The 22,686-nt window shown below is 45.2% G+C and carries 20 protein-coding genes; 9 read left to right on the forward strand and 11 right to left on the reverse strand.

Annotated features, from left to right (window positions below; genetic code table 11):
* Positions 1–153 precede the first annotated feature (153 nt).
* The gene (locus E5S67_RS11270; RefSeq protein ID WP_172187143.1) at positions 154–1,587 is read right to left on the reverse strand and encodes a protein adenylyltransferase SelO; all 1,434 of its coding nucleotides are present in this window, start codon (positions 1,585–1,587) and stop codon (positions 154–156) included.
* A gap of 331 nt (positions 1,588–1,918) precedes the next feature.
* Entirely contained in the window at positions 1,919–4,372 is a 2,454-nt protein-coding gene (locus E5S67_RS11275; protein WP_172187144.1) for a GH116 family glycosyl hydrolase, read from the reverse strand.
* A 215-nt stretch (positions 4,373–4,587) separates the two neighbouring features.
* Between E5S67_RS11275 and E5S67_RS11280 the strand changes: the two genes are divergently transcribed.
* Complete coding sequence (locus E5S67_RS11280) at positions 4,588–4,872, forward strand: type II toxin-antitoxin system Phd/YefM family antitoxin (protein WP_172187146.1); 285 nt, start codon at positions 4,588–4,590, stop codon at positions 4,870–4,872.
* 2 nt (positions 4,873–4,874) lie between these two features.
* Positions 4,875–5,198 (forward strand): type II toxin-antitoxin system RelE/ParE family toxin, encoded by a 324-nt coding sequence (locus E5S67_RS11285; protein WP_172187148.1) that lies wholly within the window; start codon positions 4,875–4,877, stop codon positions 5,196–5,198.
* A 68-nt stretch (positions 5,199–5,266) separates the two neighbouring features.
* Here the strand turns inward: E5S67_RS11285 and E5S67_RS11290 are convergent, their stop codons facing one another.
* Positions 5,267–5,872, reverse strand: coding sequence for a Uma2 family endonuclease (locus E5S67_RS11290; RefSeq protein WP_172187150.1), 606 nt, complete (start codon positions 5,870–5,872; stop codon positions 5,267–5,269).
* A gap of 41 nt (positions 5,873–5,913) precedes the next feature.
* Positions 5,914–6,459, reverse strand: a complete 546-nt coding sequence (locus E5S67_RS11295; protein WP_172187152.1) for a gamma carbonic anhydrase family protein — start codon at positions 6,457–6,459, stop codon at positions 5,914–5,916.
* Between the two features lie 106 nt (positions 6,460–6,565).
* Here E5S67_RS11295 and E5S67_RS11300 point away from each other — a divergent pair, with 106 nt between their 5' ends.
* The 4 genes from E5S67_RS11300 (at position 6,566) to E5S67_RS11315 (ending at position 11,409) form a co-directional block, all read left to right on the forward strand.
* Positions 6,566–7,075, forward strand: coding sequence for a TIGR02652 family protein (locus E5S67_RS11300; RefSeq protein ID WP_172187154.1), 510 nt, complete (start codon positions 6,566–6,568; stop codon positions 7,073–7,075).
* Between the two features lie 208 nt (positions 7,076–7,283).
* The gene (locus E5S67_RS11305; protein WP_172187156.1) at positions 7,284–7,718 is read left to right on the forward strand and encodes a VOC family protein; all 435 of its coding nucleotides are present in this window, start codon (positions 7,284–7,286) and stop codon (positions 7,716–7,718) included.
* A 217-nt stretch (positions 7,719–7,935) separates the two neighbouring features.
* On the forward strand, positions 7,936–9,912 hold the full coding sequence (locus E5S67_RS11310) for a heavy metal translocating P-type ATPase (protein ID WP_172187158.1): 1,977 nt from the start codon (positions 7,936–7,938) through the stop codon (positions 9,910–9,912).
* Positions 9,913–10,104: 192 nt separating this feature from the next.
* Positions 10,105–11,409, forward strand: a complete 1,305-nt coding sequence (locus tag E5S67_RS11315) for an Nramp family divalent metal transporter (RefSeq protein WP_172187160.1) — start codon at positions 10,105–10,107, stop codon at positions 11,407–11,409.
* A gap of 66 nt (positions 11,410–11,475) precedes the next feature.
* On the opposite strand, the gene E5S67_RS11320 is transcribed toward E5S67_RS11315, so the two are convergent.
* Positions 11,476–12,228, reverse strand: a complete 753-nt coding sequence (locus E5S67_RS11320; protein ID WP_172187162.1) for a cupin domain-containing protein — start codon at positions 12,226–12,228, stop codon at positions 11,476–11,478.
* A gap of 316 nt (positions 12,229–12,544) precedes the next feature.
* Complete coding sequence (gene ctpB / locus E5S67_RS11325) at positions 12,545–13,864, reverse strand: carboxyl-terminal processing protease CtpB (protein WP_172187164.1); 1,320 nt, start codon at positions 13,862–13,864, stop codon at positions 12,545–12,547.
* 195 nt (positions 13,865–14,059) lie between these two features.
* Here ctpB and E5S67_RS11330 point away from each other — a divergent pair, with 195 nt between their 5' ends.
* Together E5S67_RS11330 and E5S67_RS11335 are read left to right on the forward strand one after the other, a co-directional pair.
* On the forward strand, positions 14,060–14,905 hold the full coding sequence (locus tag E5S67_RS11330; protein WP_172187166.1) for a hypothetical protein: 846 nt from the start codon (positions 14,060–14,062) through the stop codon (positions 14,903–14,905).
* Entirely contained in the window at positions 14,868–15,044 is a 177-nt protein-coding gene (locus tag E5S67_RS11335; RefSeq protein ID WP_172187104.1) for a hypothetical protein, read from the forward strand. The genes E5S67_RS11330 and E5S67_RS11335 overlap by 38 nt, the downstream gene beginning before the upstream one ends.
* Before the next feature lie 22 nt (positions 15,045–15,066).
* On the opposite strand, the gene E5S67_RS11340 is transcribed toward E5S67_RS11335, so the two are convergent.
* Positions 15,067–15,636, reverse strand: a complete 570-nt coding sequence (locus E5S67_RS11340; RefSeq protein ID WP_172187168.1) for a pseudouridine synthase — start codon at positions 15,634–15,636, stop codon at positions 15,067–15,069.
* A gap of 163 nt (positions 15,637–15,799) precedes the next feature.
* Between E5S67_RS11340 and wecB the strand changes: the two genes are divergently transcribed.
* Complete coding sequence (wecB, locus tag E5S67_RS11345) at positions 15,800–16,957, forward strand: non-hydrolyzing UDP-N-acetylglucosamine 2-epimerase (RefSeq protein WP_246276735.1); 1,158 nt, start codon at positions 15,800–15,802, stop codon at positions 16,955–16,957.
* A 44-nt stretch (positions 16,958–17,001) separates the two neighbouring features.
* Here the strand turns inward: wecB and E5S67_RS11350 are convergent, their stop codons facing one another.
* The 4 genes from E5S67_RS11350 to E5S67_RS11365 form a co-directional block, all read right to left on the reverse strand.
* Entirely contained in the window at positions 17,002–18,915 is a 1,914-nt protein-coding gene (locus tag E5S67_RS11350; RefSeq protein ID WP_216670359.1) for a sensor histidine kinase, read from the reverse strand.
* Between the two features lie 50 nt (positions 18,916–18,965).
* A complete protein-coding gene (locus tag E5S67_RS11355) occupies positions 18,966–19,850 on the reverse strand; it encodes a substrate-binding domain-containing protein (RefSeq protein WP_172187172.1) in 885 nt (294 codons plus the stop codon).
* Positions 19,851–21,367: 1,517 nt separating this feature from the next.
* Positions 21,368–21,787, reverse strand: a complete 420-nt coding sequence (locus tag E5S67_RS33305; protein WP_422614742.1) for an ISAs1 family transposase — start codon at positions 21,785–21,787, stop codon at positions 21,368–21,370.
* Between the two features lie 353 nt (positions 21,788–22,140).
* The gene (locus tag E5S67_RS11365; protein ID WP_216670361.1) at positions 22,141–22,545 is read right to left on the reverse strand and encodes a hypothetical protein; all 405 of its coding nucleotides are present in this window, start codon (positions 22,543–22,545) and stop codon (positions 22,141–22,143) included.
* Positions 22,546–22,686: the final 141 nt, after the last annotated feature.

The raw sequence follows: 22,686 nt of genomic DNA on the forward strand, positions 1-22,686 counted from the left end.
GTCATTAGTCATTATTTCTCGGTGTTATATTTCTTATGTGGCAAATTTTTATAATCTCATATTGCTCCGGGGCGGGTTCACCTTAATCTTTAATACAAACAGAAAATGCAGGTGAGTCGGCCCCGGAAGGCTATTAATGCCAGCTATTATCAATCAATTTTCTGGGTTTTGAATTCGTTTAACCAATTCATAAAACGGTTCCCAATTATCCTCAATAGCTATGGGTTCCCAAACAGCCTCAATCGTCGGTCTCAACAGCGATTGTTCGGGATTGTGCCGGAGCAACCTGTCCGCCATTTTGTCCATATCATCCGCCGACAAACTTTGCAAAACGTGATAATAAAACTGCCGCCAAGGTGCTATCAAGTCCGCCGGTTCCGCCTCAGCAAAAATTTGACTAGCATCATCTCGCCAAGTGCGATCGAACTGTCTTCGCAGTTCAAAAAAGAAATCGTGATAGCCTACTTGAGACTCCGCCAGCATTTTAATTGTCACCTTTAACAACTCATCTCCCTCCGCCTCTGGCAAATCCTCAAATCCCAATCTATTTAGCATCAACTGCCGGTAAGCTGCATTATAATACTCGCCAAACTTTTCCAAAGCAGCATCCATATCAGCTTGAGGAATCGCGGCTGCTAGCGGTTGCTGGAGCTTCTCTAAATTCCCCTTACAAATAAACGGTTGATTGCCGTAACAATAAAGACCGTAATGGTCGAAATAAGCTGCTGTAAATTCCGGCTTGTAAGTTGGGATAAAAGCGAAAGGCCCGTAATCGAAACTTTCTCCAGTAATCGACATATTATCAGTATTCAGCACTGCGTGGCAAAATCCTGCCGCCATCCACTGAGCGACTAATTCGGCTACTCGCTTGACTAAATCTGCATAAAATAGCGCATACTTTTCCGGCGGCGAAACACCCGCATTACTTGCTTCTAAATGCAGTTCTGGATAGTAATATTCAATAACAAAATCTAAAAGTTTTTTAGTTAAATCCGGCCTGCGGATGTAGTGCAATCTTTCAAAAGTTCCAAACCGGATGTGAGAATGACTGAAACGCACCATTACGGACGATCGCGTGGGTGATGGTTCGTCGCCCCGCCACAAAGCCTCGCCCGTTTCAACTAAACTAAAACAGCGAGATGTCCGAACTCCCAACCGGTGCAAAGCTTCGGCGGCTAAAACTTCGCGAATTCCCCCTTTGAGAGTGAGTCTACCATCAGCGTGCCGCGAGTAGGGCGTGCGGCCGGAACCTTTAGTGCCGAAGTCGTAAAGTCTGCCGTCAGTGCCGCGAACTTGGCCGTACAAAAAGCCTCTACCGTCGCCTAAATTCGGGTTGTATTCGTTGAATTGATAGCCGTGGTAACGGAGTGCGAGAAAGGGACGGACACAATGAAATTCGCCGAACGCTTCGATGAAATGTTGGTCGGTTACTTGTGCGGCGTCTAAACCCAGTATCGGCAATAATTGGTCGTTGCGGAAGCGGAGAATATGCTGCGGAAAATCGGCCGCCGGGACTTCATCGAAATAGTCGCCGCCGAGGGATTCGATGGCGGGTTCGTAGTTGAGGGAAAGTAAGGGATTTGACATTTTTCTATTATATCTTGAAATTGGCGAGCGCTCCAAATTATATACGGGTAAGGTGCGGACTGCATTGGTGTCAACAATTGCCTCAGACCCTTTGTCTCCCTCATTTATAGCCGAGTTCGATACCCCTCGCATCCCAGCAGGGCTGTTTCGTTTTAAACTTTTAGCATAGCTAAAGTTTGAGCATGAAACATTAGTGTCTTCCTCGAATGCGGAAAAATTTTACTGTCAATAAAATTGATAGTTTAATTAACCGTTTTCATTGCTGAAAAGGGGGTTTAAGGCGTAATTTATTTAAATTTTAGTGGGATTCATCAGCTAATATACCAATTCCCTATTTAAAATTGGTCAACACCCCGTAAATCGCCCAAATAGCCATCGCCCGCAAATAGTGACTCGCCCGAAAAGTCCCCCCCGCCGTAATCGCTTCCGGCGTGCGAAACTGCAACCCATTTTCATAAATCTGCTTCACCACCGCATCCGTCAATTTAAACGCTTTCTCCTCCATTCCCATCTGTACCAAAAAAGCGGCCAACCCAAAATTAATCCCCGTCCAAATTTCCAAAGGATGAGTTGCATTGGGATTTTCCGGCGAACCGTTCAGCATCACCCCATTTGCCGCACCGAACTCGCCATCGTTGAACTTCAAAAAGCAAGATTCGTACACAGTCTCTAAAGCGCTGACTGCACATTCCTGCGGCACAATATCCGGCAATCCTAACAGCTTCGCGTAAAATTGACCGCACAGTTGGTCGGCCATCACCACTTCGGAGTTACTCTCGCTGTCCAAACGGTAATATTGACCGTTCCACAGTTTTTCTTGATAGCTCGGTCTTGCTTGTAACAGCCAACTGTGATATAATGCTATCTTTGCTTGAGGGTTAGGAATTATCTGCGGTGCTGCATCTTCCAAGATTTCGCCGATCGCGATCGCAGCCTCCAGCGCCGCCAACCACAAACCCGCGCAATAGGCACTTATCCCCCGCATTTGCCAGTCATCAAACGTCTGATCCGGTGCTCCCGAATTCTCAGGAATTCCGTCCCCATCCTCATCAAAAGTTTTCAGATAAGCCAAAGCCTCAACAATTGCCGGCCAACACTCTTGCAAAAACTCGCAATCTGTGCCGCCAGTCAACAGGAAATCCCGATAAACCTGCAACACAAAATCGCAAGGCAAATCCTTCCACAAATTACAATCTTGATAGCTAGTATAATTCGTTTTCTCCCAAGGATGTTCGTTGGGAGCACCCAAATCGTGCGGCGTCGCCCCGACAGCTTTTCTAATAGCAGATGCTTGATTCCAGCCAATAATTCTCGGCGTATCGTCTCCGGCAGAAATTGCCCTAGCGAACGCTAAAACCACCGACTTTTCCAAATCCGGCCACAGCATTAACAAAGCAAAAGAACCGTAAAGCCGCACGTCCAAACTTTCGTACCAGCGATAATCAATGCACTCCAAAACCGCAAATTGTCCCTTCGGATCGCGTTCGTCAGCCGCACTCCAAAGAGTACCGCCATCTGTCAGGGCGTATAACTCGTTAAACAGCGCCATTTTAAAAATGTCTGACAAATCTTTCCGTTCTAAAATCGGTTTTTGCCAAGCTTCAATATTTTCGCGCCAAGTATCGGAATGCTTCATTGCAGTGCGAATAATCGGCCAAGCATTTTTGCCGTTGCGGCCGAAGAAATCTGTATACCGGCGGTAGTACCAAACTCCCGATGCAAACTCAGTAACGGGCAAATCCCAAGCTATAATAAAGGGAATTTTGCGAGTTTTTCCTGGTCGAATAGTAAAGCGAACTGCGATCGCACAAGCCAACTGTTCTCCTGCGGCTGCGGCTGTCTCGTCTTTGTCATCCAACAAGAAACCTTCAGCAGAAAAGTTGCGCCAAATATCGTCGCCATTCCCCGCCGGGTTCCAGCGAGTTTGATAGAATACTTCTACCGCCGGATTAGTAATAGTTGCGATCGCCCATTGTCCATCCCCCTCTTGCGGTTCGTCCTCAGCAGTCAACCGCGTCATCACGCAACCGATTCGGTGAAAATCTTCCACCAACAAATTCAAATTTCCGGCACTTTCTCCCCACCGGGGTTGATAGTCATAAAATGGACTGCCATCATCTCGAACCATCACTTTCGGCGACTTATTGGCATTAGTAAACCAACCGACAATATTCTCCCAAGTCAGCATGATGCTGAGAGTAATCGGCGCATCTGTAGGATTGTGCGCCACCCATTCAAACATGGCAACTGGATAACTGCTTTCCTGATAATTGTTCGGCAAAATTGGCGAAAATTGCTCGCAGCTTAATTGAGCCTGAAACACATTTTCGTAAACAAACCAACTGCGCGGATACAAAGCATGATAACTCCCCGAAGAATTAGACTCTTCCCCTGTTCTTTCTTCTTCTTCCCTTCTTCCTTCTTCCTTCTTCCTTCTTCCTTCCGATGGATACCATTTCCAACTAGATAAACTGCCATCGGTAGGCGGTTCAGTGGACAGTGCAAAAGCTTGTTTCTTGCCTTGAGTTTCTTCAAAAACGCTGAACTGACAAGCGGGCAAACTGCGAAAAATGTGCTCGCCGCCGTCAATGTGCCAGAGGTTGAAGTCGCCGCGGGAAGATCGCCCGATGCAGCCGGCACCGAACCCGCCCAGAGGCATTCCGTGCCAGGGGCCGTCGTCGAGATTGCTTGCGTAGCGGACTGTATAGGGATTCTCCCAACCGAGGCCGATGGGACGTTTCCAGGCCTGCGGGGGGATGTTTGGAGTAGATGTGCGATCGTTCATGATAGGTGTTAGTGGCAAGGGCGATCGGTGCGATTCCGGCACAGCTTTAATAGTATATATAGGACTTACACAAAAAACCCAGTTTCTGATTTAGATTTTAGATTTTAGATTGCAGCAAGGCACTTTATCGGGGCAGAATATCACCTAAGCTTAGATTGACAAACTCCGCAGGTATCGTTTAACATTTAATTAGATGCTAATTTCATGTTATCGTTATGATTAACCTTTCAAGAGACATACATTCTCTCACCGATTTTAAACGTAATACGACTGAGTTTGTGCAGCGGCTCAAACAAACAAAACATCCTTTAGTTCTAACTGTCAACGGGAAAGCAGAGTTAGTTATTCAGGATGCTGAATCCTATCAGAAACTTTTAGATGCAGTTGAGTTATTAGAGACTTTAAAGGGAATTAAACTGGGTTTGGCACAAATGGATCGAGGGGAAGGGCAAAAAGCGGAGGATTTTTTCAATCAACTGTTTGATAAGCTAGACAGTTAGCGATGAATCAGAAATATCAAGTCATTATCCAACCCGCAGCGCAAAAAGCGATCGAGGAATCTTATTTTTGGTTGAGTAATCATTCTTCTCAGAAGGCTAGAAATTGGTTAGAAGGCTTGTACAAAGCTATCTTATCGCTAGAAAATATGCCTTCTCGTTGTTCCTTCGCGTTTGAGAATAGTTTTTTTGACGAAGAAATACGACAACTTGTTTACGGCAAGGGACGAAATGCCTATCGGATTCTGTTTACGATTGTTGATGATACAGTTCAGATTATTTTTGTGCGACACGCTGCCCAAAAACCGATGATAGATGAATCAGAATAAACTCCGTCGAAGTGTCGAAACCCTGACTACCCGTGCGTAATTCCTATATTTAGTTTGACACCCCCACTTTATCGGGGAAGAATATCATCTAACCGAAGTTGCAAGTTCTTTAGCAGAGGAGAAATAATCGGTTGACCGAGGCGAAATTGTTGCTGGATGTAATCTTGGTCAATCAGTTGGCAAACGGTGATAGTAGGTTGTTTTGGTTTACCGATAAAAGCCACGCCTCCCAATCCGCGATAATCAACGATCCAATATTCGGGAATTCCTAAAAGAGCATACTCTTCAACTTTTCTGGCGTAATCTGTTTCCCAGTTAGTGCTGACTACTTCTACCACCAATTTAATAGATCGCCCCAGCGTAATCACAGGTTCTCTTTCCCAAAGAGGTTCGCTGACAATAGCAGTTTCATCTAATACGACAATATCGGGACGGCGGGCAGTAGCTGCATCTGAAAATGGACGGATCAAACAAGTGCGCGGAATGAACCAGGGTAGTTTTTCGGCTGCGAGAACGATGCCGATTTGAGTTGCCAGTTTACCGCTGACGGTTTCGTGGGGGCCTGTGGGTTCCTTGTCAACTAATTCTCCGTCAGCGAGTTCGTAGCGGAAGTTGTCACAATATCGATCGAGGAATGTTTCAAAAGTGAGGATTTTTTGCGCGGTGTAAGCCATTGGAAACTAATAGTTTTTTGCTTAAAATCTTATTCTATCAACTAACCAAATCCCAACTCAGAACCTTTCCCCGCGTGAACCAAAGCCAACTTTTCGTAACGCTTAGCGTGTTCCACCAACTCCGCAGCTTCTTCCTCAGAGACATCCCGGAGGCGTTTGGCAGGCACTCCCGCAACTAGCGTGTGAGGGGGAACGTCCTTGGTGACAACCGCCCCTGCACCGACGATAGAGCCTGTTCCGACCCTCACTCCATCGAGGACGATCGCCCCAATCCCGATCAGGCAGCCCCGTTCAATGTAAGCTGAGTGAATCACGGCTCGGTGTCCGACTGTCACGAAATCTTCCAAAACGGTTGGTTTTCCCGGATCGCCGTGCAGAATTGCTCCATCTTGGATATTAGTAGTTGAGCCGATCGCAATTCGCTCTATATCCGCCCGCACCACCGCCCCGTACCAGATACTAGCGCCCGCAGCCACCTCTACCCTGCCGATGACAACAGCACCTTCAGCGACAAAAGCCGCTTGGGATAGATCTGGTCTTGGCCAATAGGAAGGAAGTGCAGGCAGAGATTCGTTGAGATTGCTCATTTGTTGGTCGATCGTTATACTTCTAGCAGATTAGCTGGTTGTTGATACGGGATATAATAAAAGTATTTGGCACTTTTGCAGAGAAAATATGCTGGGACGCAAATAAATGATTGAAGTTGCCTTGCAATACCCGATGTTTGGCCCGGAAATTCAGTGTCCCCACTGTCGCCAAACAATTCCGGCTCTAACGCTCACGGATACCTATTTGTGTCCGCGTCACGGGGCATTTGAGGCAGATCCAAAAACTGGGGAACTGGTTCACCTTCAGTCTGGGCGGCACTGGCGCCGCTGGGAGAGTGAATGGTATCGCCAGCACACGCACCCGGACGGGATTCGGTTTGAAATTCACGAAGCGCTCGATCGACTCTATACTCAAGGCTACCGAGCAACTCGCGTGATCGTTGCTCAACGCTATCGGGACTTAATCAGCGCTTATTTGGAACGCAGCACGCCTTGGCGGGGCCAGTCGGAATCGCCGCGGCCGAGACTGTACGGTTTGCCTGTGGATTTTAGCCCCGATCCCCAAGAAGACCCTTGTTGGGAAGTGATTAATTTTGATTTGGAAAAAGAGCCGGGAGTTCCGATTAGATATCCCTATTTTCGGTTGTTTGAATAAGTGAAGGAAGAAGGAAGAGGGAAGAAGGAAGAAGGAAGAGGGAAGAGGGAAGAGGGAAGAAGGCTCTATTGCTTTCGCACTAAAGATGCGACCGTTTTTAATTCCCAATTACGAATTTACCCTCTAAAATCTAAAATCCTAAGCCGGAATTCCTACTTCCCTTCTAAAATCTAAAATCTAAAATCTAAAATCTAAAATCTAAAATCGAATGCACCACGCCTCGATTCGCACTGCTAACATTCACCGGGCGATCGCCTTTTACGAACAGTTGGGATTTACTGTGAGCGATCGCTTTACCACAGGTTACACCCTAGCCTGTTGGATGGAAGGTCTCAACGGACGCATCGAACTAATTCAAATCCCGGAACCCAAACCCGCACCGGATGCTTTCGGAGACGAGCATTATGTTGGATATTATCATTTATCTTTCGATTTAACTGAAGCGACAACTGACTTGCCTAGTTGGTTGCAGTCTCTGAAAGAGGGGTTTGAGGAAGCTGCTAAAGACCAACCAAATCAGTTTCAAGCTTTGAAAGTTTTATTAGAACCGACTCAACAGGCGATCGGGCAAAATGTTTACGAAGTAGCTTTTATTGCCGATACTGATGGTTTGCCTTTAGAGTTTATCCGGCGGCTTAATTAGTTAATCACTAACGACTATGGATAATCATTCTCTCTCTCAATCGGAAACTGAGAATAGTTATTACTCTTAATCCCTAGTAACAGTCCCTACCAACTTAACAATATATTTATAAAATATAGTAGATTTTTAATTAAAAATCTACTATATTTTATTTTTGACTATACAATATGAATATCTATTCATACTATCATGTGTTAGAATAAACCCAGGAAAAACCATGCAAAAAGCCAAATCGAGCGATTCCGGCTGCTGTAGTCACGACGACCACCACGAACACAGCCATGAGAATCATAACCACGACCACGACCACGGCCACGGGAACGGAGATTTTAACCTCAAGCAAGAATTGATTCCTGTGATATTGGTTGTTGTACTATTTGTCGGCGGTTTAATTTTTGAAGAAAAACTGCACAACACGCCCTATTCTATAGGTGAATATCTAGTTTTCATCCCAGCCTATCTTTTAAGCGGATGGAATGTTTTAACCAGTGCGGGTCGCAATATTCTGCGAGGTCGATTTTTTGATGAAAATTTCTTAATGACTATAGCAACACTGGGCGCTGTAGCCATTCACAAACTCCCTGAAGCAGTCGGGGTGATGTTGTTTTTCAAAATCGGAGAACTTTTTCAAGAATTTGCGATCGGGCGATCGCGTCAATCGATCAAATCGCTTTTAGAAATTCGCCCAGATTATGCCAACCTCAAGGACAACGGCGACATCAAAAAAGTTTCGCCAGAAACCGTAGCCGTCGGCGATATCATCCTTGTCAAACCGGGAGAAAAAATTCCCTTAGACGGTGAAATTATAGACGGCAACTCTCAGATTGACACGTCTGCGCTAACTGGAGAATCAGTACCTCGAACCGTGAAAGCTGGAGAAACAGTTTTAGCAGGAACAATTAACCAGACAGGAGTTCTCACCGTCAAAGTTACCAAACTCTTCGGTGAATCTTCAATCTCCAGAATTCTGGAATTAGTAGAAAATGCCAGAAGCAAAAAAGCTGAAACTGAGAAATTTATCAGCAAATTTGCCAGTTACTACACGCCTTTTGTAGTATTTGCATCGCTAGCAGTGGCTTTAATTCCGCCTTTGTTCATTTCAGGGGCAACTAATGCCGATCGCTTTTTATGGATTTACCGCGCCCTAGTCTTGTTAGTTATTTCCTGCCCTTGCGGATTGGTGATTAGCATTCCTCTGGGATACTTTGGGGGAATTGGCGGTGCAGCCAAGCGCGGTATTTTGGTTAAAGGATCGACTTTTTTAGATACCCTGACAGCAGTCAAGACAGTTGTTGTGGACAAAACAGGCACTCTGACAAAAGGAGTTTTTCAAGTAGCACAAATTGTGCCTACAAAGGGTTTTTCACAATCTGAGTTCATGGAAATAGCGGCTAAAGTAGAATCTCAATCCAATCATCCTGTCGCGAAATCTATTCTGGAAGCTTACGGCGGAAAAATAGATTCATCGGATGTGAAAAATTACGAAGAAATAGCGGGACACGGCATCCGAGCAAAATTAAATAATCAAATTGTGCTGGCGGGAAATGACCGTTTGCTGCACCGAGAAAACATTGCTCACGATGTCTGCAATGCTGAAGGTACGATCGTGCATTTAGCGGTAGACAACCGCTACGCTGGGTATATTTTGATTGCTGACGAGCTTAAGGAAGACGCAGTACAGGCTATTCGCGACCTCAAGAAACTGGGTGTTGAGCGAATCGTGATGCTCACAGGAGATAATCAAGCTGTAGCCGATAGTGTTGCGAAAAAGCTCGGTTTAGATTCCTATTTAGCCGAGTTATTGCCCGAAGGAAAAGTCGAGGCGATCGAAAAACTTATTAGCCAATCTAGAAAAGGCGATAAAATTGTCTTTGTCGGAGACGGAATTAATGATGCACCAGTGCTTGCTAGAGCTGATGTGGGCATAGCGATGGGGGGTTTGGGTTCGGATGCGGCGATCGAAACTGCCGATGTTGTAATTATGTCAGATGCACCGTCAAAGGTGGCTGAAGCCATCCAAATTGCCCGGAAAACTCACAATATTGTCTGGCAAAATATCATTTTTGCCATGTTAGTCAAAGGCATATTTATTGCTTTGGGTGCTTTTGGGTTAGCTACCATGTGGGAAGCAGTTTTTGCTGATGTTGGGGTGGCTTTAGCTGCTATTTTCAATGCTACTAGAGTTTTGAAATAGAGTATTCGCAGACAATGGTGATTTTTGGCGATCGACCTCATCATAGTCGATCGCACGCACCTCGGTTCAGGCTCAAAATATAGACAACTTAATATATACGGTGACTCTGCCGGATTTGGATCCGACTGATGAAATTCCGCTACATTTGTGAGATTATGAAAAGAATATGAAAATTATTTAACGGTAAAACCAATGACTGACCCCGAAAACAGACCCAGCCTTCCAGAGGTTCACCGCAGCATCCCCGTTCCCAACAGCAAAGATTTCTGGCGTACGATGCTGGCTTACGCAGGGCCTGGATATTTGGTTTCAGTGGGTTACATGGACCCCGGAAACTGGGCGACTGATTTAGCGGGGGGAGCAAAGTTTGGCTATGCGCTATTAAGTGTGATTTTGCTATCTAATTTGATGGCAATTTTGCTTCAATCACTCTGCGTGCGTTTGGGAGTGGTAACGGGACGAGATTTGGCACAAGCTTGTCGAGATTATTTCAGTCCGCGAGTTAGTTTTTTGCTGTGGATACTTTGTGAAATTGCTATTTCGGCTTGCGATTTAGCGGAACTTGTTGGTAGTGCGATCGGACTGCAATTGCTATTTGGCATACCCTTAGTTTGGGGAGTGTGCATCACTGCGCTAGATGTGATAATGGTGTTATTTTTACAAGGGAAAGGCTTTCGTTATATCGAAGCTTTGGTAATTACGATTATTGCAATTATTGGCGGTTGTTTTATTGCCGAAATATTTTTTGCCAAACCAGATCCCGGAGGAGTTTTACTCGGTTATGTTCCGAAGCTAGAGATTTTGCAAAATCAGGGAATGCTTTATATTGCGGTTGGTATTTTGGGGGCAACTGTGATGCCGCACAATCTTTACTTGCATTCGTCGATCGTGCAAACTCGTGCTTGGCAAGAAACTTCCGATAAAAAATGGGAAGCAATTAAATTTAGCACAATTGATTCTACCGTAGCGCTGTCAATAGCTTTGTTTATTAATTCAGCAATTCTGATATTGTCTGCTGCAACATTTCACTTTTCGGGCTATCAAGAAGTAGCTGAAATTCAAGATGCTTACAAACTGCTTTCTCCGGTGCTGGGTGTGGGTTCAGCCAGTGCCATTTTTGCCTTTGCTTTATTAGCTTCGGGGCAGAACTCAACCTTGACTGCAACTCTAGCAGGACAGATTGTGATGGAAGGGTTTTTGAATTTTCGTCTGCGGCCTTGGTTGCGGCGGTTGCTGACTCGACTGGTGGCAATTGTACCAGCTTTGATCTCTATTATCCTGTTCGGTGAAGGCAGTACAACTAATTTGCTGGTTTTCAGTCAAGTGATTCTCAGTTTGCAATTACCTTTTGCAGTAATTCCCTTGGTAATGTTTACCTCAAACCGCCGCTTAATGGGAGAGTTTGTGAATCCATTTTGGCTCAAAGCAGTAGCTTGGTTAGTCGCTAGTATTATAGTAGGATTAAATAGTTGGCTGTTATTACAAACTCTTTTCTAGTAATTAGCAATTATAGTCCAGCCCCGCAAAGGGGAAGTTTTGTCTAACAATTTACACTGCGAATCCTTAGCCACAAGACTCCGTTGTCTCAAAAGGCTGTCGAAAGTCTTTTCCAACAATAAATCGCGTTGAATTTAGAGGATAAGTCTTCACATAAACCAGACAACCAGTTGCCGACGACGGACTGTAGGGAGAATTGGGTGAATACCGCAGCCAACTACCAGTTGGGTAATCTCCTAACTCATCACTCCAAGCGCCTTCGATGACAAAGATTTCTTTCACCTCAGATTCAACTACGTTCGACAAGGCTGTGCCAGGTTGCCAGCGTTCCACCCAAACTTTTTCAGGAAAACCCTCTTGCTCGTAAAGTGGCTTTACTTCAATTTGGGGAATAGCACCGGGCTGCCAGGACAACTCGTAAATATTCGTTTTCACCTGCTGGCGAGTGGTTCCACCATGTTGCCGTAATTTAACAAATGTCAGGCAACCTTCATCGCTATAAGGACGATGGATAAACCCTTCGGGATTGAGCATATAAGATCCTGGAGGATACACACCGGTTTCATCAGCGAAGTTACCCTGGAGTACCAAAATTTCTTCTCCACCCGGGTGTCCGTGTAGCGGGAAAAAGCCACCCGGATCGAAGCGAGTCAGCATGGTGACGGGATGATCTTGAACGTTATCGTCGGACTCAAAGCCACCAAACCAGATTCCACTAAAAGTGGTCTGATGCCAGGTTAGCGATGACTGCAAGACTGCGGCTCGACTTGATATGTCGTTGTGAATTGGTTGAGGTTGCCACTGAAGTTGAGAACGCATGATTCTTGAAATTTCCGATGAATTTAACGTTGATTTAATATTAATTCCTGATTGTTAAGTACGTCAACCTAATTAAAAGTAAAACGCGAGATATGTTAGATGCCCAACTTTTTTAAGAAGTCAGAGTTTTAGTAACACCAGTCAGGAAGGCTAAAGGTTGATTGTCTTTCGTCGCAATGACTGTATCGCTCTGGAGAGGGGTACGATCGCTTGCTCCTTCTTCCTTTTTCCTTCTGCTATAACTAATAACTAAAAAACAAAACCCGCCGGCGCGGGTTTTATCTTAAAGCTAATTGTGAATGACTGCCAATTTGAACTATTTTTTGACAGGAACAAGCTCGTTAGCAACAACCGGACGGGCAGACGAAGCGGTAGTTTGCAAAAGTGCGATCGCCTGCGCGTAGCAAGGATCGTCCTTAGTCGCCACCAACGTCGGTTTGTTAGCTAATTTCAGCTTTTGTTCGTCAGTTACTTCGACCTTAACATCGGGAGTAACCCCCTTGTGGCTGATATCCGTACCGTTGGGAGTATAGTAGTGAGCGATCGTCACCGCCAATCCCGAACCGTCAGCCAAAGAATGCACCGACTGCACCAAAGCTTTGCCAAAAGTTTGGCCGCCCATCACAGTTGCGCGCTTGTTGTCCTTCAGAGCACCGGCCAAAATCTCGCTGGCGCTGGCCGAGTTGTCGTCCACGAGCACCACCAAAGGCTTGTCAGTGATTGCAGTGCGGTTTGCCCGCATTTCCTGAGAATCGCCCGCGCGATCGACTGTGCGGACTATCGCCCCGGTATCCATCCACATCCGAGCGATATCAATGCTGACTCGCAGCAAGCCGCCGGGATTGCCCCGCAAATCCAACACAAAAGCGTCAGCTTTCTGATCCGAGAGCTTTTTAATCGCCGCCTGCATTTGTTCGCCCGCGTGGGAGCTAAACTCTTGCAAGCGGATGTAACCGACATTCTTACCGCCTTCATTCTTGAGGCTGTAGCGAACCGCTGCTACCTCAATTCTCGCCCTAGTCAGAGTGATATCAAACTCGCTTTTGCCCTCACGAGCAATCCGCAGCGTGACTTTCGTGCCTTCAGCGCCCCGAATTATCTGAGCCGCATCCGAGACAGTCATTCCTTTGGTAGCTTTGCCGTCAATCACCAAAATCGTATCGCCCGCTTGAATCCCTGCCTTGAGGGCCGGGGAATTTTCCATCGGCTCGACTACCCTAATCGCTTTCGTTTTCTCGTCTTCTTCCAGCCTCATCCCCACCCCTGTCAGTTCCCCGGAGGTTTGATTCGTCAGCGCTTCGTACTGCTTCGGGTCCATGAAGCGCGTGTAGGGGTCGTTTAATTTCTCTAGGGCTTTGCGGAGGGCGGTGTAAGCAGCTTCGCGAGAAGTATAATTTTTGCTCAGCAAGTCTTGGCGAGTTACTTGCCAGTCAGTCTTGTTAAAGCTGCCATCAACATACTCTCGATTCACAATTTGCCAAGCTTCGTCTAAGACAGCTTTGGGGCTATCTTGAAGCTCGGCGCGGACTGATTGACTCAGGCCCGGAACGAGTAAAGATATCGAAGCGGTTGTTGCCATCGCCCCACTGAACAGGGCTGCCTGTAACTTAGAAAAGCGTCTGCGGGCTTGATTCATTGAATTTGGCTCAATTCGATTTTAGATTTTTGATTTGAGATTTTATATTGCTAAAAAATCTCACACTACTACTTAAACTATTGTGTGGAGGCTCCACGATCCCTTTCGACAGTTTAACTAGATTCTTAGTCGATCGCCAACCAATTACTACTCTCTTTTAATAAACTTAATTTAAAACTTGGATTTAAATGTGCCGTGGAAGCTAAAATCGAACAATTTTCGCGTAAGTGGTTGAGCCTGCTCGTTAATGGAGTTATCGGTCTAGCAGCGCTGGCGGGGGTCGTTGCCATGCAGTCGAGCGGGGAGTTGGGCGGAATGCCCTCTGCTGGCGTTCAGGGGCAAAAGCCGCTGTCTGCAATTTCTGCTGCCAGTTTCAAGCAAGCCGCACAGCAAGAAGCGCAGCAAGAAGCCCTGCGGCTGAAAATGCTCAAAACTATCCCTAGTTTTGGGTTTGACAATTTAATTGCAGATTGGACATTTCTCAAATTTTTGCAGTATTTTGGCGACGACGAAGCGCGAGATGTAACGGGCTACAATCTGAGCCAAGATTATTTTGACATAGTTACGCAGCGCGACCCGCGGTGGTCTGACATCTATCTGTTTCTTTCCACAGCTATTTCTTTTTATCAGGGAAAGCCTGAAACTGCTGTTAATTTTATAGAGCGCGGTACTAGGGCCCTTGCCCTTTCGCCGCAAATTCATTCCCAATCGTGGATAGTGTGGCGAACTAAAGGTCTTGATGAGTTGCTGCTGTTGGGGGATATTCCCGAGTCAATTCGCTCTCACGAAATGGCTGCTGATTGGGTGCAAGGAAGCCCGGAATGGTCGAAATTGGCGCCGATGTTTCGAGCAACTGCTGAGTATTTGCGCAGAGATCCCGATAGCGTGCCGGTGCGGTTTATTGCTTGGAGTACGGTTTACGATCAAACAACTGATAAGTTGGTGCGTCAAAGGGCGAAACAAGCTCTTGTCAAGTTGGGAGCTCAGGTGAAAAAAGATCGGAATGGAAAGGAGAGTTTTATTTTGCCGCCTCGAAAGTAAGCAGAAGGAAGAAGGAAGAAGGAAGAAGGAAGAAGGAAGAAGGAAGAAGGAAGAAGGAAGAAGGAAGAAGGAAGAAGGAAAATGCAGCCACAGTCATAGTTTCAACTATCAAGAATGTCCTAACCGTCAAGACTGTTAACTGTAATTCTCAAATCTAAAATCTAAAATCTAAAATCGGCTTGAGTTAGTTCCCGCCATTCACCGGGTTTGAGGCCTTCCAGACGCAAATGCCCGATCGCACTCCTGACTAGCCGCAGCGTCGGAAACCCTACTGCTGCGGTCATCCGGCGCACTTGGCGGTTGCGGCCTTCTGTCAGGGTGATTTCCAGCCAAGCTGTCGGTATGTTTTTGCGAAATCTAATCGGCGGTTCGCGGGGCGGCAAAGGTGGTTCTTCTAACAATAATTGCACTTTTGCCGATCGAGTCCGATAATCTTGAATTGTGACACCTGTCTGCAAAGCTGCGATCGCACTTGCATCAGGAATTCGTTCAACTTGCACCCAGTAAGTGCGGGGATGAGCGAATTTCGGGTCACTGAGGCGGTGCTGCATTTGTCCGTCATCGGTTAGCAGCAACAAACCTTCACTATCGCGATCGAGCCTTCCTACTGCATAAATGTTAGGAATAGGAATATAGTCTTTGAGAGTGCTGCGTTTAGTCTCGCTGGAGTTGTCAGTGAATTGAGTTAAAACGTCGTAGGGTTTGTAAAAGAGAATGTAACGATAGGGCATGACAATTAACAATTAAAAATGTACGGGCGGGTTTTAATATTAAGTAAGTTGGTATAAACTAACATCTTGCACTAATGCCAATAATCCTGTATTGCCGGGTTTCACCGACAATAATTGCCTAAAACCCACAATCTCCAAAACCCGCCCCCACGAACACGGCAATATGAATAAACCTACACCTAATTTTACCATGCCCGAAGCCACACACCGCGTTTGCATCGTCTTAGGAACTCGCCCGGAAGCGATTAAACTAGCCCCAGTAATTCAACGGTTCAAAAATTCGCCAACCTTTGACACCCAAGTAATTTTAACCGGTCAGCACCGAGAAATGGTCGAGCAAGTAATGCGAATGTTCGATCTAAAAGCCGATCGGGATTTAGCAATTATGCAGCACCAGCAAACCTTGACGGATATTACTTCCCGGAGTTTGCAGGGTTTGGAAGCTTTGTTTAAAGAATTGCAGCCAGAAATCGTGTTAGTTCAGGGCGATACAACGACTGCGTTTGCCGCTGCTTTGGCTGCATTTTACCATAAAATACCCGTAGGTCACGTAGAAGCAGGATTGCGGACAGACGACGTGTTCAATCCTTACCCCGAAGAGGCTAACCGACGGTTAATATCTCAGCTCACACGGCTGCATTTTGCCCCGACAGCGCTTGCCCAAGAGAATTTAGGGCGATCGGGCGTTTTGGGAGAAATTCACCGTACAGGCAACACAGTAATCGATGCTTTGCTTGCAGTAGCTAAACGCGAACCAGAATGCAATATTCCTAACTTAGATTGGAGCAAATATCGCACTATCTTAGCAACTGTTCACCGCCGGGAAAATTGGGGAAAACCTTTAGCAGGAATTGCTCAGGCATTTCTCCAAATCTTAGATAATTTTCACGATACAGCCTTGCTCTTACCTCTACACCGAAATCCGACAGTTCGAGAACCTTTGCAAGCTCTTTTGGGCGACCATCCGAGAGTATTTTTAACTGAACCTTTAGATTACGCAGAATTAGTAGGAGCGATGCAGAGAAGTCATTTAATCCTCACAGATTCCGGCGGCTTGCAAGAAGAAGCACCTAGTTTGGGCAAGCCAGTTTTAGTATTACGAGAAACCACGGAAAGACCTGAGGCAATTTCTGGGGGGACGGCTAAACTTGTGGGTACGAATTCTGATACAATTTTCACAGCAGCGGCAGAATTGCTCAGCAATTCCGCAGCTTACAACGCAATGGCAATGGCAATTAATCCTTTTGGTGACGGTTTGGCAGCCTCGCGGATTTTGAAAATTGTAGCAGAGTATTTTAGTCAGAAGACAGTTGACAATTGACGGTTGACAGTGAGTCGAAAAACTGCAAACAGATTCTCAACTATTTATTGGCTGAGTCCGACCTCTATGGGAATCTCAATCACAAACTTCGTGCCTTCGCCCAGAGTGGAATCACACCACAGTTTTCCTCCATGCTTTTCCTTCACCACCTGATAGCTAATGGATAAGCCTAATCCTGTCCCCTTTCCTACGGGTTTAGTAGTGAAGAAGGGATCGAATAGGCGCGATCGCGCTTTCTCTGGAATGCCCGTACCGTTATCGGCGATCGCAATCTGCACCCACTGTTGTTCTGTTTTGGTAGTCTTAATCCAAATCCGATTCGGTTGGTCAGCAATATCCGTAAAACTACGTCCTTCATTGCTATCTTCCAAAGCATCGATCGCATTTGATAGCAAGTTCATAAACACCTGATTAAGTTGACCTGCATAGCATTCTACCAACGGTAACTCGCCATATTCTCTTACTACTTCAATGGTTGGGCGTTCTGGCTGGGCTTGAAGGCGATGTTCTAAAATCATCAAGGTGTTATCAATGCCTTCATGGATATCGACAGCCTTGAATTCTGAGTGATCCAGACGAGAAAAGCTACGCAACGAAACCACAATGTCCCGAATGCGACTGGTGCCCATTTTCATCGACTTAAGAATCTTAGTGAGATCCTCTTGTAGGAAGTTTAGATCCACATCGTCTAGGTCATCTTGAAGTGATGGGGACGGGTTGGGATAGTGCTTTTGATAGGCATCTAGTAATCCCAGTAAGTCATGGATGTGATCGTTGAGATAAGACAGGTTGCCGTAGATAAAGCTGACCGGGTTGTTAATTTCGTGCGCTATCCCTGCCACCATTTGCCCCAGTGCCGACATTTTTTCGTGATGCACCATCTGACTCTGGGTGCGGTGCAGTTCTTCAAGGGTACTCTCTAGTTGTTGCAACTGTTGGTTCAGTTGCCGATCGCGAGCCATAAGCTGCTCTGCCATACTTTTAAATCCCTGAGCTAAAAGCCCCACTTCATCCTGACTATCAACCGGAATACCAATGGCTAAATTGCCTCTGGCCAATTCCTGGGTTGCCTTAGTCAGTCTTTGAATGCGAAGGCTCAGAGCTTGGGTCAGACGCAAACCTCCGATCATCACGACTGCGATCAGGACACTTCCTAATAGACCAAAGCCGCCCACCACAAACCATAAATGGTGTTCTGCTTCGTCTATTTCCTTAGCAGACTTGAGTACAGCAATTTGGAGAGTTGCCCCATCAAAACTTTGTAATTCGATTGTTGCGATCAGGTATTCTTCACCTGCAATCCTAATTTTGGTGGGCAACCCGTCTGGCTGTCGAAATTGCCAAGGTCGATCGCGCGGAAGTGGCAAAGTAGCAGCCGTCACCCTCTCCCCCTCAAAAGCCACCAAATGTATGGATGTGTCGCCACGAATTGACTTTAGCGCTGTGTCGTCGATGGCTACTCCCGCAGCCAAGCCACCTAGCACTTTTTTAAATGATTTGATCGAGATGGAGGCAATCATCGAAGAAGGAGCCCCGTTTTCTGCTAGGAGAATGCCTGATAACTCTAGTCCAATGCGGGCGGCACGGTTGACAGAGGCATCCTGCAATTTCGCCTGCCTTATTGCTCCCAACTGTGAAGACACTAAGACTTGACCATTAGTGTCAACTATTCTGATCAAATCCAGTTTTAAACCAGCTTGGATTGGTAATACAGTTCGCAGTAATAAAGCGCGATCGCCCTCACCTACTGCTCTGATGACATCATTATCCTCACTCACGGAACGGGTTTTCACACTGAGTGATTCTTGCCTTTGCTTGAGAGTTTCCCGCAGCATACTAGCCAGATCCACCATCTCGTTTCGTGCTATCTGTTCTAAATTGATTCTAGCAAAATAACCAAAACCCAAGGTTCCGAGAGTCCATAGACTCAGAAATGCCAACAACAGAGGCGATAACAACTTGGCGGAAACGGGTAACCGCCGGTATCTCGATCGGATGGCCACAGCTCTTAATTCTTGGCGGATTGGGTCACGGAAATAAAGCCAGACTGCTCCATCGCGTTGATTCCTGGCGGACTAGAGATGTATTCAAGTAGCGCTTGGGTAGCCTCTGAAGGTTTTTTGTGCCAGAGAATTGAAATTGTCCGAACCATCGGATACTTGCCCGCTTTGACATTTTCTCGTGTTGGTTCAACCCCGTCGAGGCTGAGGCGGTTGACAGGTAGTTTATCGGAAATGGCGTGAGCCAGGGAAAAGGTACCGATGCTGTAAGGAGTGCTTTGAATTGCCTCGATCAATTCCCCTTCTTTCCGAAATACTACTGCTTCTAATGAATTTTTTAAATCTGCTCCTAGGTAATATTTCCGCAATAGCCGCTTAGCAGATTCATCTTCTGGGCGATCGAGCAGCACAATTTTAGCATCGGTTCCTCCGAGTTCTTTCCAGTTGGTGATAGTGCCGCTATAAATGCCTTTGATGTCTTCAGTAGTGAGGTTTTTCACCCCTGTGACGCTGGAATTAGTGGCCACTAAAAGGGCATCATGGGCAACATCACGAGACTCTAAAGTGCCATCATTTTCTTCTGGCTTTAATGTTCTTGATATTGCACCTACATCGACTAATGTCTGTTTAACCCCATCAATTATATTTTCTGACTGCCCTGGTTCTAGGTTGGTAATTTTGACGTTTTTTGCGCTAGCTTCGTAGTTGGTTTGCAGCACCTTAATCAGACCCAAAGTGCTGCTTGACGCCCCAACTTTAATCGAGGTTTGGGTTTGTGTTGCCGCAGTCGTGGGCGCTGTTGTCGTGGTGGCACTGCTGGTCGTCGTACTGCAACTGGGCAGCCCGAGGAGGACGATCGCACTTAAAGCTACCGTAACTAAATTCGGTTTCATTAAAAAATTCCTATGCTATTTAAAAAGATGAGCTGGGTAGTAGAAACTCAAGTTTTTGATGATTTTATAGTGAACCCAACTCAAGCAATTTTTTAGGTTGGGATAAAAAAAAGGAGTTGATATTTCACGGTTGATTTCACCCTTAATAAATCTTATGCTAAATAATTAAAATTTGCAATGAGTCATCGCAACCTTTTGTCATGCTGTTTGATAGGATTAGCGATCGCATCCTACTTATTATAGATGCGATCGCACACAATGGAGCCTAACTGATTAGCAATTACTGTTACAGGTCAATCTGGAAGCTGTTATCCTGACTAATTTATCTTAATTGCAAGTTACAGATAAGTATTTGTTGTTGAGCTTGGTAGATCGATTTGCGATGGATCTAAAACGACGAAAATCAGAAATCCTTTGATTTAAAGGGACTTATAGCAAAACTGAGGCGAAAATGGCTTCAAACCTAGATGGATTGGATAAAGACTTTCAGCTCGAATAGGCATAAATCTAGTATTTACAGGGGTTTCAGGCATTTTTAAGTAAGTCGTCGGCCTCTTTCCTTTACAAGCGAGAGGTTTTCAGCCCCTAGAGGGAAGGGCTGTTTCCTTCTCGGATTTTAGCACAGCTAAAATTTTGAATGAAAAGATTCATGTGCTCGTCGGACACTAAAAAATCAACTATAAATTTTATTTATAGTTGAATAAACTGTTTTCATTTCTGTGAATAAGTTGAGGAATTTTAATTTTTAAATTACGAGCTAATAATTAAGCCAATATATCTTTTTAATTAAGTAAAATCATCAGCTTTTCTAGCTTCTAGTTTAGCCATCTTTGACCATTGGTGACAATTTAAGACTTAATTGCATTTGTCAATCAGTAATATTAATCAAAAAAACTGCTTTTTTAGGAGTGGAAAATTCACGATTTAAGAGGGAGTAAGTATAAATATCACCCTCGGCATGATTCCTCGATCGCCCAAATCTCAGTTTTATGCCCAAAATCCGAGTAAATGTTGAGCATAATTGCTGATTGACAAATGCTTTCTTAGCTTAACTTGTTACCAACGATCTTTGACCGCAGGTTAATGAGGAAAACCTAAGAATCGGTAAAGATTAAGAGCGATGCTTGTCAGGACTGATAAATTAGTGACTGCTATGTAGTTATGTCGAGGCCATATATTTTCCTTGAAAACTACATTTTTTACCGAATGTAACTGATTTTTAATTAGCCAATGACCTCGGATTTTTGACGCAAATATTTCGGCTGATACCGATAAGCTGCTGATGTAATACGCAAGGTGTTTATAATCTTTTTTCCCACGAGTACCGCTGATTTCCACTTTAATTAAACTGGTAACTACACCCTGTTTAATTGATCGATATTCTTTAGTTTATGGGCAGGAATATCAAACACAGATACCTTTCTGACTCTGGTGACGACAATGACTAATATTTACGATCTCGTTTGAATTCTAGATGGTTAATTTTCTGTAATTTGCATAGCGTGTTTAAATTTTTTTTAATTGCATTTAAGAGCAAAAATATAATCTTTTTTAATCAGAGAAATCAAAGTATTTGTCTCTTTATGATAATGCAAAGCATCCAATGTAAATACGTTTCCTCGATGAATATAACCCTTTACTAGCTCTTGTACCTGTCCGATTTCTGAACTTTTTTTGTTATCAAAATTTTGCAATCTGAAAACCAAACCAGGGTGCTGACTAAATAAGGACACAATAGACACACAATTTTGAGAGTTCTTCGGGAAGTTTTGGCAGGTAGTTCTGAGACCTTTACCATCAATCGAGACCCAATCAGTTAAATCAATTGAGGTAGTTAGCTGACTAGCCCATTGATTAAATGTGTCGATTAAATTAGAGATGTCAACTAACATCATTGCTCGTCTAATACTATAATAACATTGATTGTATTTTATCATTAGCGAGTGAGATAAAATGTCTTAAAGATTAGTTTTTGGTGGATTTAGCACTGGTATTTAAGAGATATTTTTCTATTCAAATAACCCAAATTTGACCACTATAACTAATAGTAAAATCCGTCCTAGTAGATGTTTTTTATCTAATTTTGGGCGTGGCTCATTGATGTTTTCTAAGAAATAAGATTAGAGTCGGCATATATGTTTTTGTTGAGCGAACGCTAAAAAGCTTATGAGATAGGCGATCGCTTTTACTTTTGATCGTACCCGAAAATAAAACAGCCCTGCCTCGCGAGTGGGGCGCTGGAAACTGCAACTACACAAACGAAGTCCCCGCAGAGGGGGACTAATTCCTGTTAAAAAAACTCGGTTTCTGCCTCCATTCCCGAATTACCAATCCCCACCGCCACCCCCACTACTAGAGTCGCTGCTACTACTGCTACTGCTGTAGTCGCTACTGCTACTGCTGCTGCTGTAGTCGTTACTGCTACTGCTGCTGTAGTCGTTACTGCTACTGCTGCTGCTGTAGTCGTTACTGCTACTGCTACTGCTACTGCTGCTGCTGTAGTCGCCACCCGCATCGCCACCGCTGGAGTTGCCACCGCCAAAGCTACGCCCGTAGTCGGGACTGCTAATGCTGCTGCTGTAATCGCCACCCGCACCGCCACCGCTGGAGTCGCCACCGCCAAAGCTACCTCCGCAGGCGGGACTGCTAATACTGTAGTCGCTGCTATTAGTGCTGTAATCGCCACCGCAATCATCGCTATTACTGTTAGTGCTGTAGTCGCTAGTGCTACTGTAATCGATGCTGTTATACCAATTTCCTAAAGTCATGCTACAGATAGAGCATCTAAAATAAATTCCCATCCCGTCAAAGAAGCAATAACTTCCAACGTCAACTT

Origin of the sequence: Microcoleus asticus IPMA8 (genome assembly GCF_013179805.1) — a bacterium.
GTDB lineage: Bacteria > Cyanobacteriota > Cyanobacteriia > Cyanobacteriales > Microcoleaceae > Microcoleus > Microcoleus asticus.

What these genes read in the sequence shown, in the direction of transcription:
- E5S67_RS11270 (WP_172187143.1), bottom strand. Translation starts at nt 1,587, where the DNA reads ATGTCAAATCCCTTACTTTCCCTCAACTACGAACCCGCCATCGAATCC.
- E5S67_RS11275 (WP_172187144.1), bottom strand. Translation starts at nt 4,372, where the DNA reads ATGAACGATCGCACATCTACTCCAAACATCCCCCCGCAGGCCTGGAAA.
- E5S67_RS11280 (WP_172187146.1), top strand. Translation starts at nt 4,588, where the DNA reads ATGATTAACCTTTCAAGAGACATACATTCTCTCACCGATTTTAAACGT.
- E5S67_RS11285 (WP_172187148.1), top strand. Translation starts at nt 4,875, where the DNA reads ATGAATCAGAAATATCAAGTCATTATCCAACCCGCAGCGCAAAAAGCG.
- E5S67_RS11290 (WP_172187150.1), bottom strand. Translation starts at nt 5,872, where the DNA reads ATGGCTTACACCGCGCAAAAAATCCTCACTTTTGAAACATTCCTCGAT.
- E5S67_RS11295 (WP_172187152.1), bottom strand. Translation starts at nt 6,459, where the DNA reads ATGAGCAATCTCAACGAATCTCTGCCTGCACTTCCTTCCTATTGGCCA.
- E5S67_RS11300 (WP_172187154.1), top strand. Translation starts at nt 6,566, where the DNA reads ATGATTGAAGTTGCCTTGCAATACCCGATGTTTGGCCCGGAAATTCAG.
- E5S67_RS11305 (WP_172187156.1), top strand. Translation starts at nt 7,284, where the DNA reads ATGCACCACGCCTCGATTCGCACTGCTAACATTCACCGGGCGATCGCC.
- E5S67_RS11310 (WP_172187158.1), top strand. Translation starts at nt 7,936, where the DNA reads ATGCAAAAAGCCAAATCGAGCGATTCCGGCTGCTGTAGTCACGACGAC.
- E5S67_RS11315 (WP_172187160.1), top strand. Translation starts at nt 10,105, where the DNA reads ATGACTGACCCCGAAAACAGACCCAGCCTTCCAGAGGTTCACCGCAGC.
- E5S67_RS11320 (WP_172187162.1), bottom strand. Translation starts at nt 12,228, where the DNA reads ATGCGTTCTCAACTTCAGTGGCAACCTCAACCAATTCACAACGACATA.
- ctpB (WP_172187164.1), bottom strand. Translation starts at nt 13,864, where the DNA reads ATGAATCAAGCCCGCAGACGCTTTTCTAAGTTACAGGCAGCCCTGTTC.
- E5S67_RS11335 (WP_172187104.1), top strand. Translation starts at nt 14,868, where the DNA reads ATGGAAAGGAGAGTTTTATTTTGCCGCCTCGAAAGTAAGCAGAAGGAA.
- E5S67_RS11340 (WP_172187168.1), bottom strand. Translation starts at nt 15,636, where the DNA reads ATGCCCTATCGTTACATTCTCTTTTACAAACCCTACGACGTTTTAACT.
- wecB (WP_246276735.1), top strand. Translation starts at nt 15,800, where the DNA reads ATGAATAAACCTACACCTAATTTTACCATGCCCGAAGCCACACACCGC.
- E5S67_RS11355 (WP_172187172.1), bottom strand. Translation starts at nt 19,850, where the DNA reads ATGAAACCGAATTTAGTTACGGTAGCTTTAAGTGCGATCGTCCTCCTC.
- E5S67_RS33305 (WP_422614742.1), bottom strand. Translation starts at nt 21,787, where the DNA reads ATGATAAAATACAATCAATGTTATTATAGTATTAGACGAGCAATGATG.
- E5S67_RS11365 (WP_216670361.1), bottom strand. Translation starts at nt 22,545, where the DNA reads ATGATTGCGGTGGCGATTACAGCACTAATAGCAGCGACTACAGTATTA.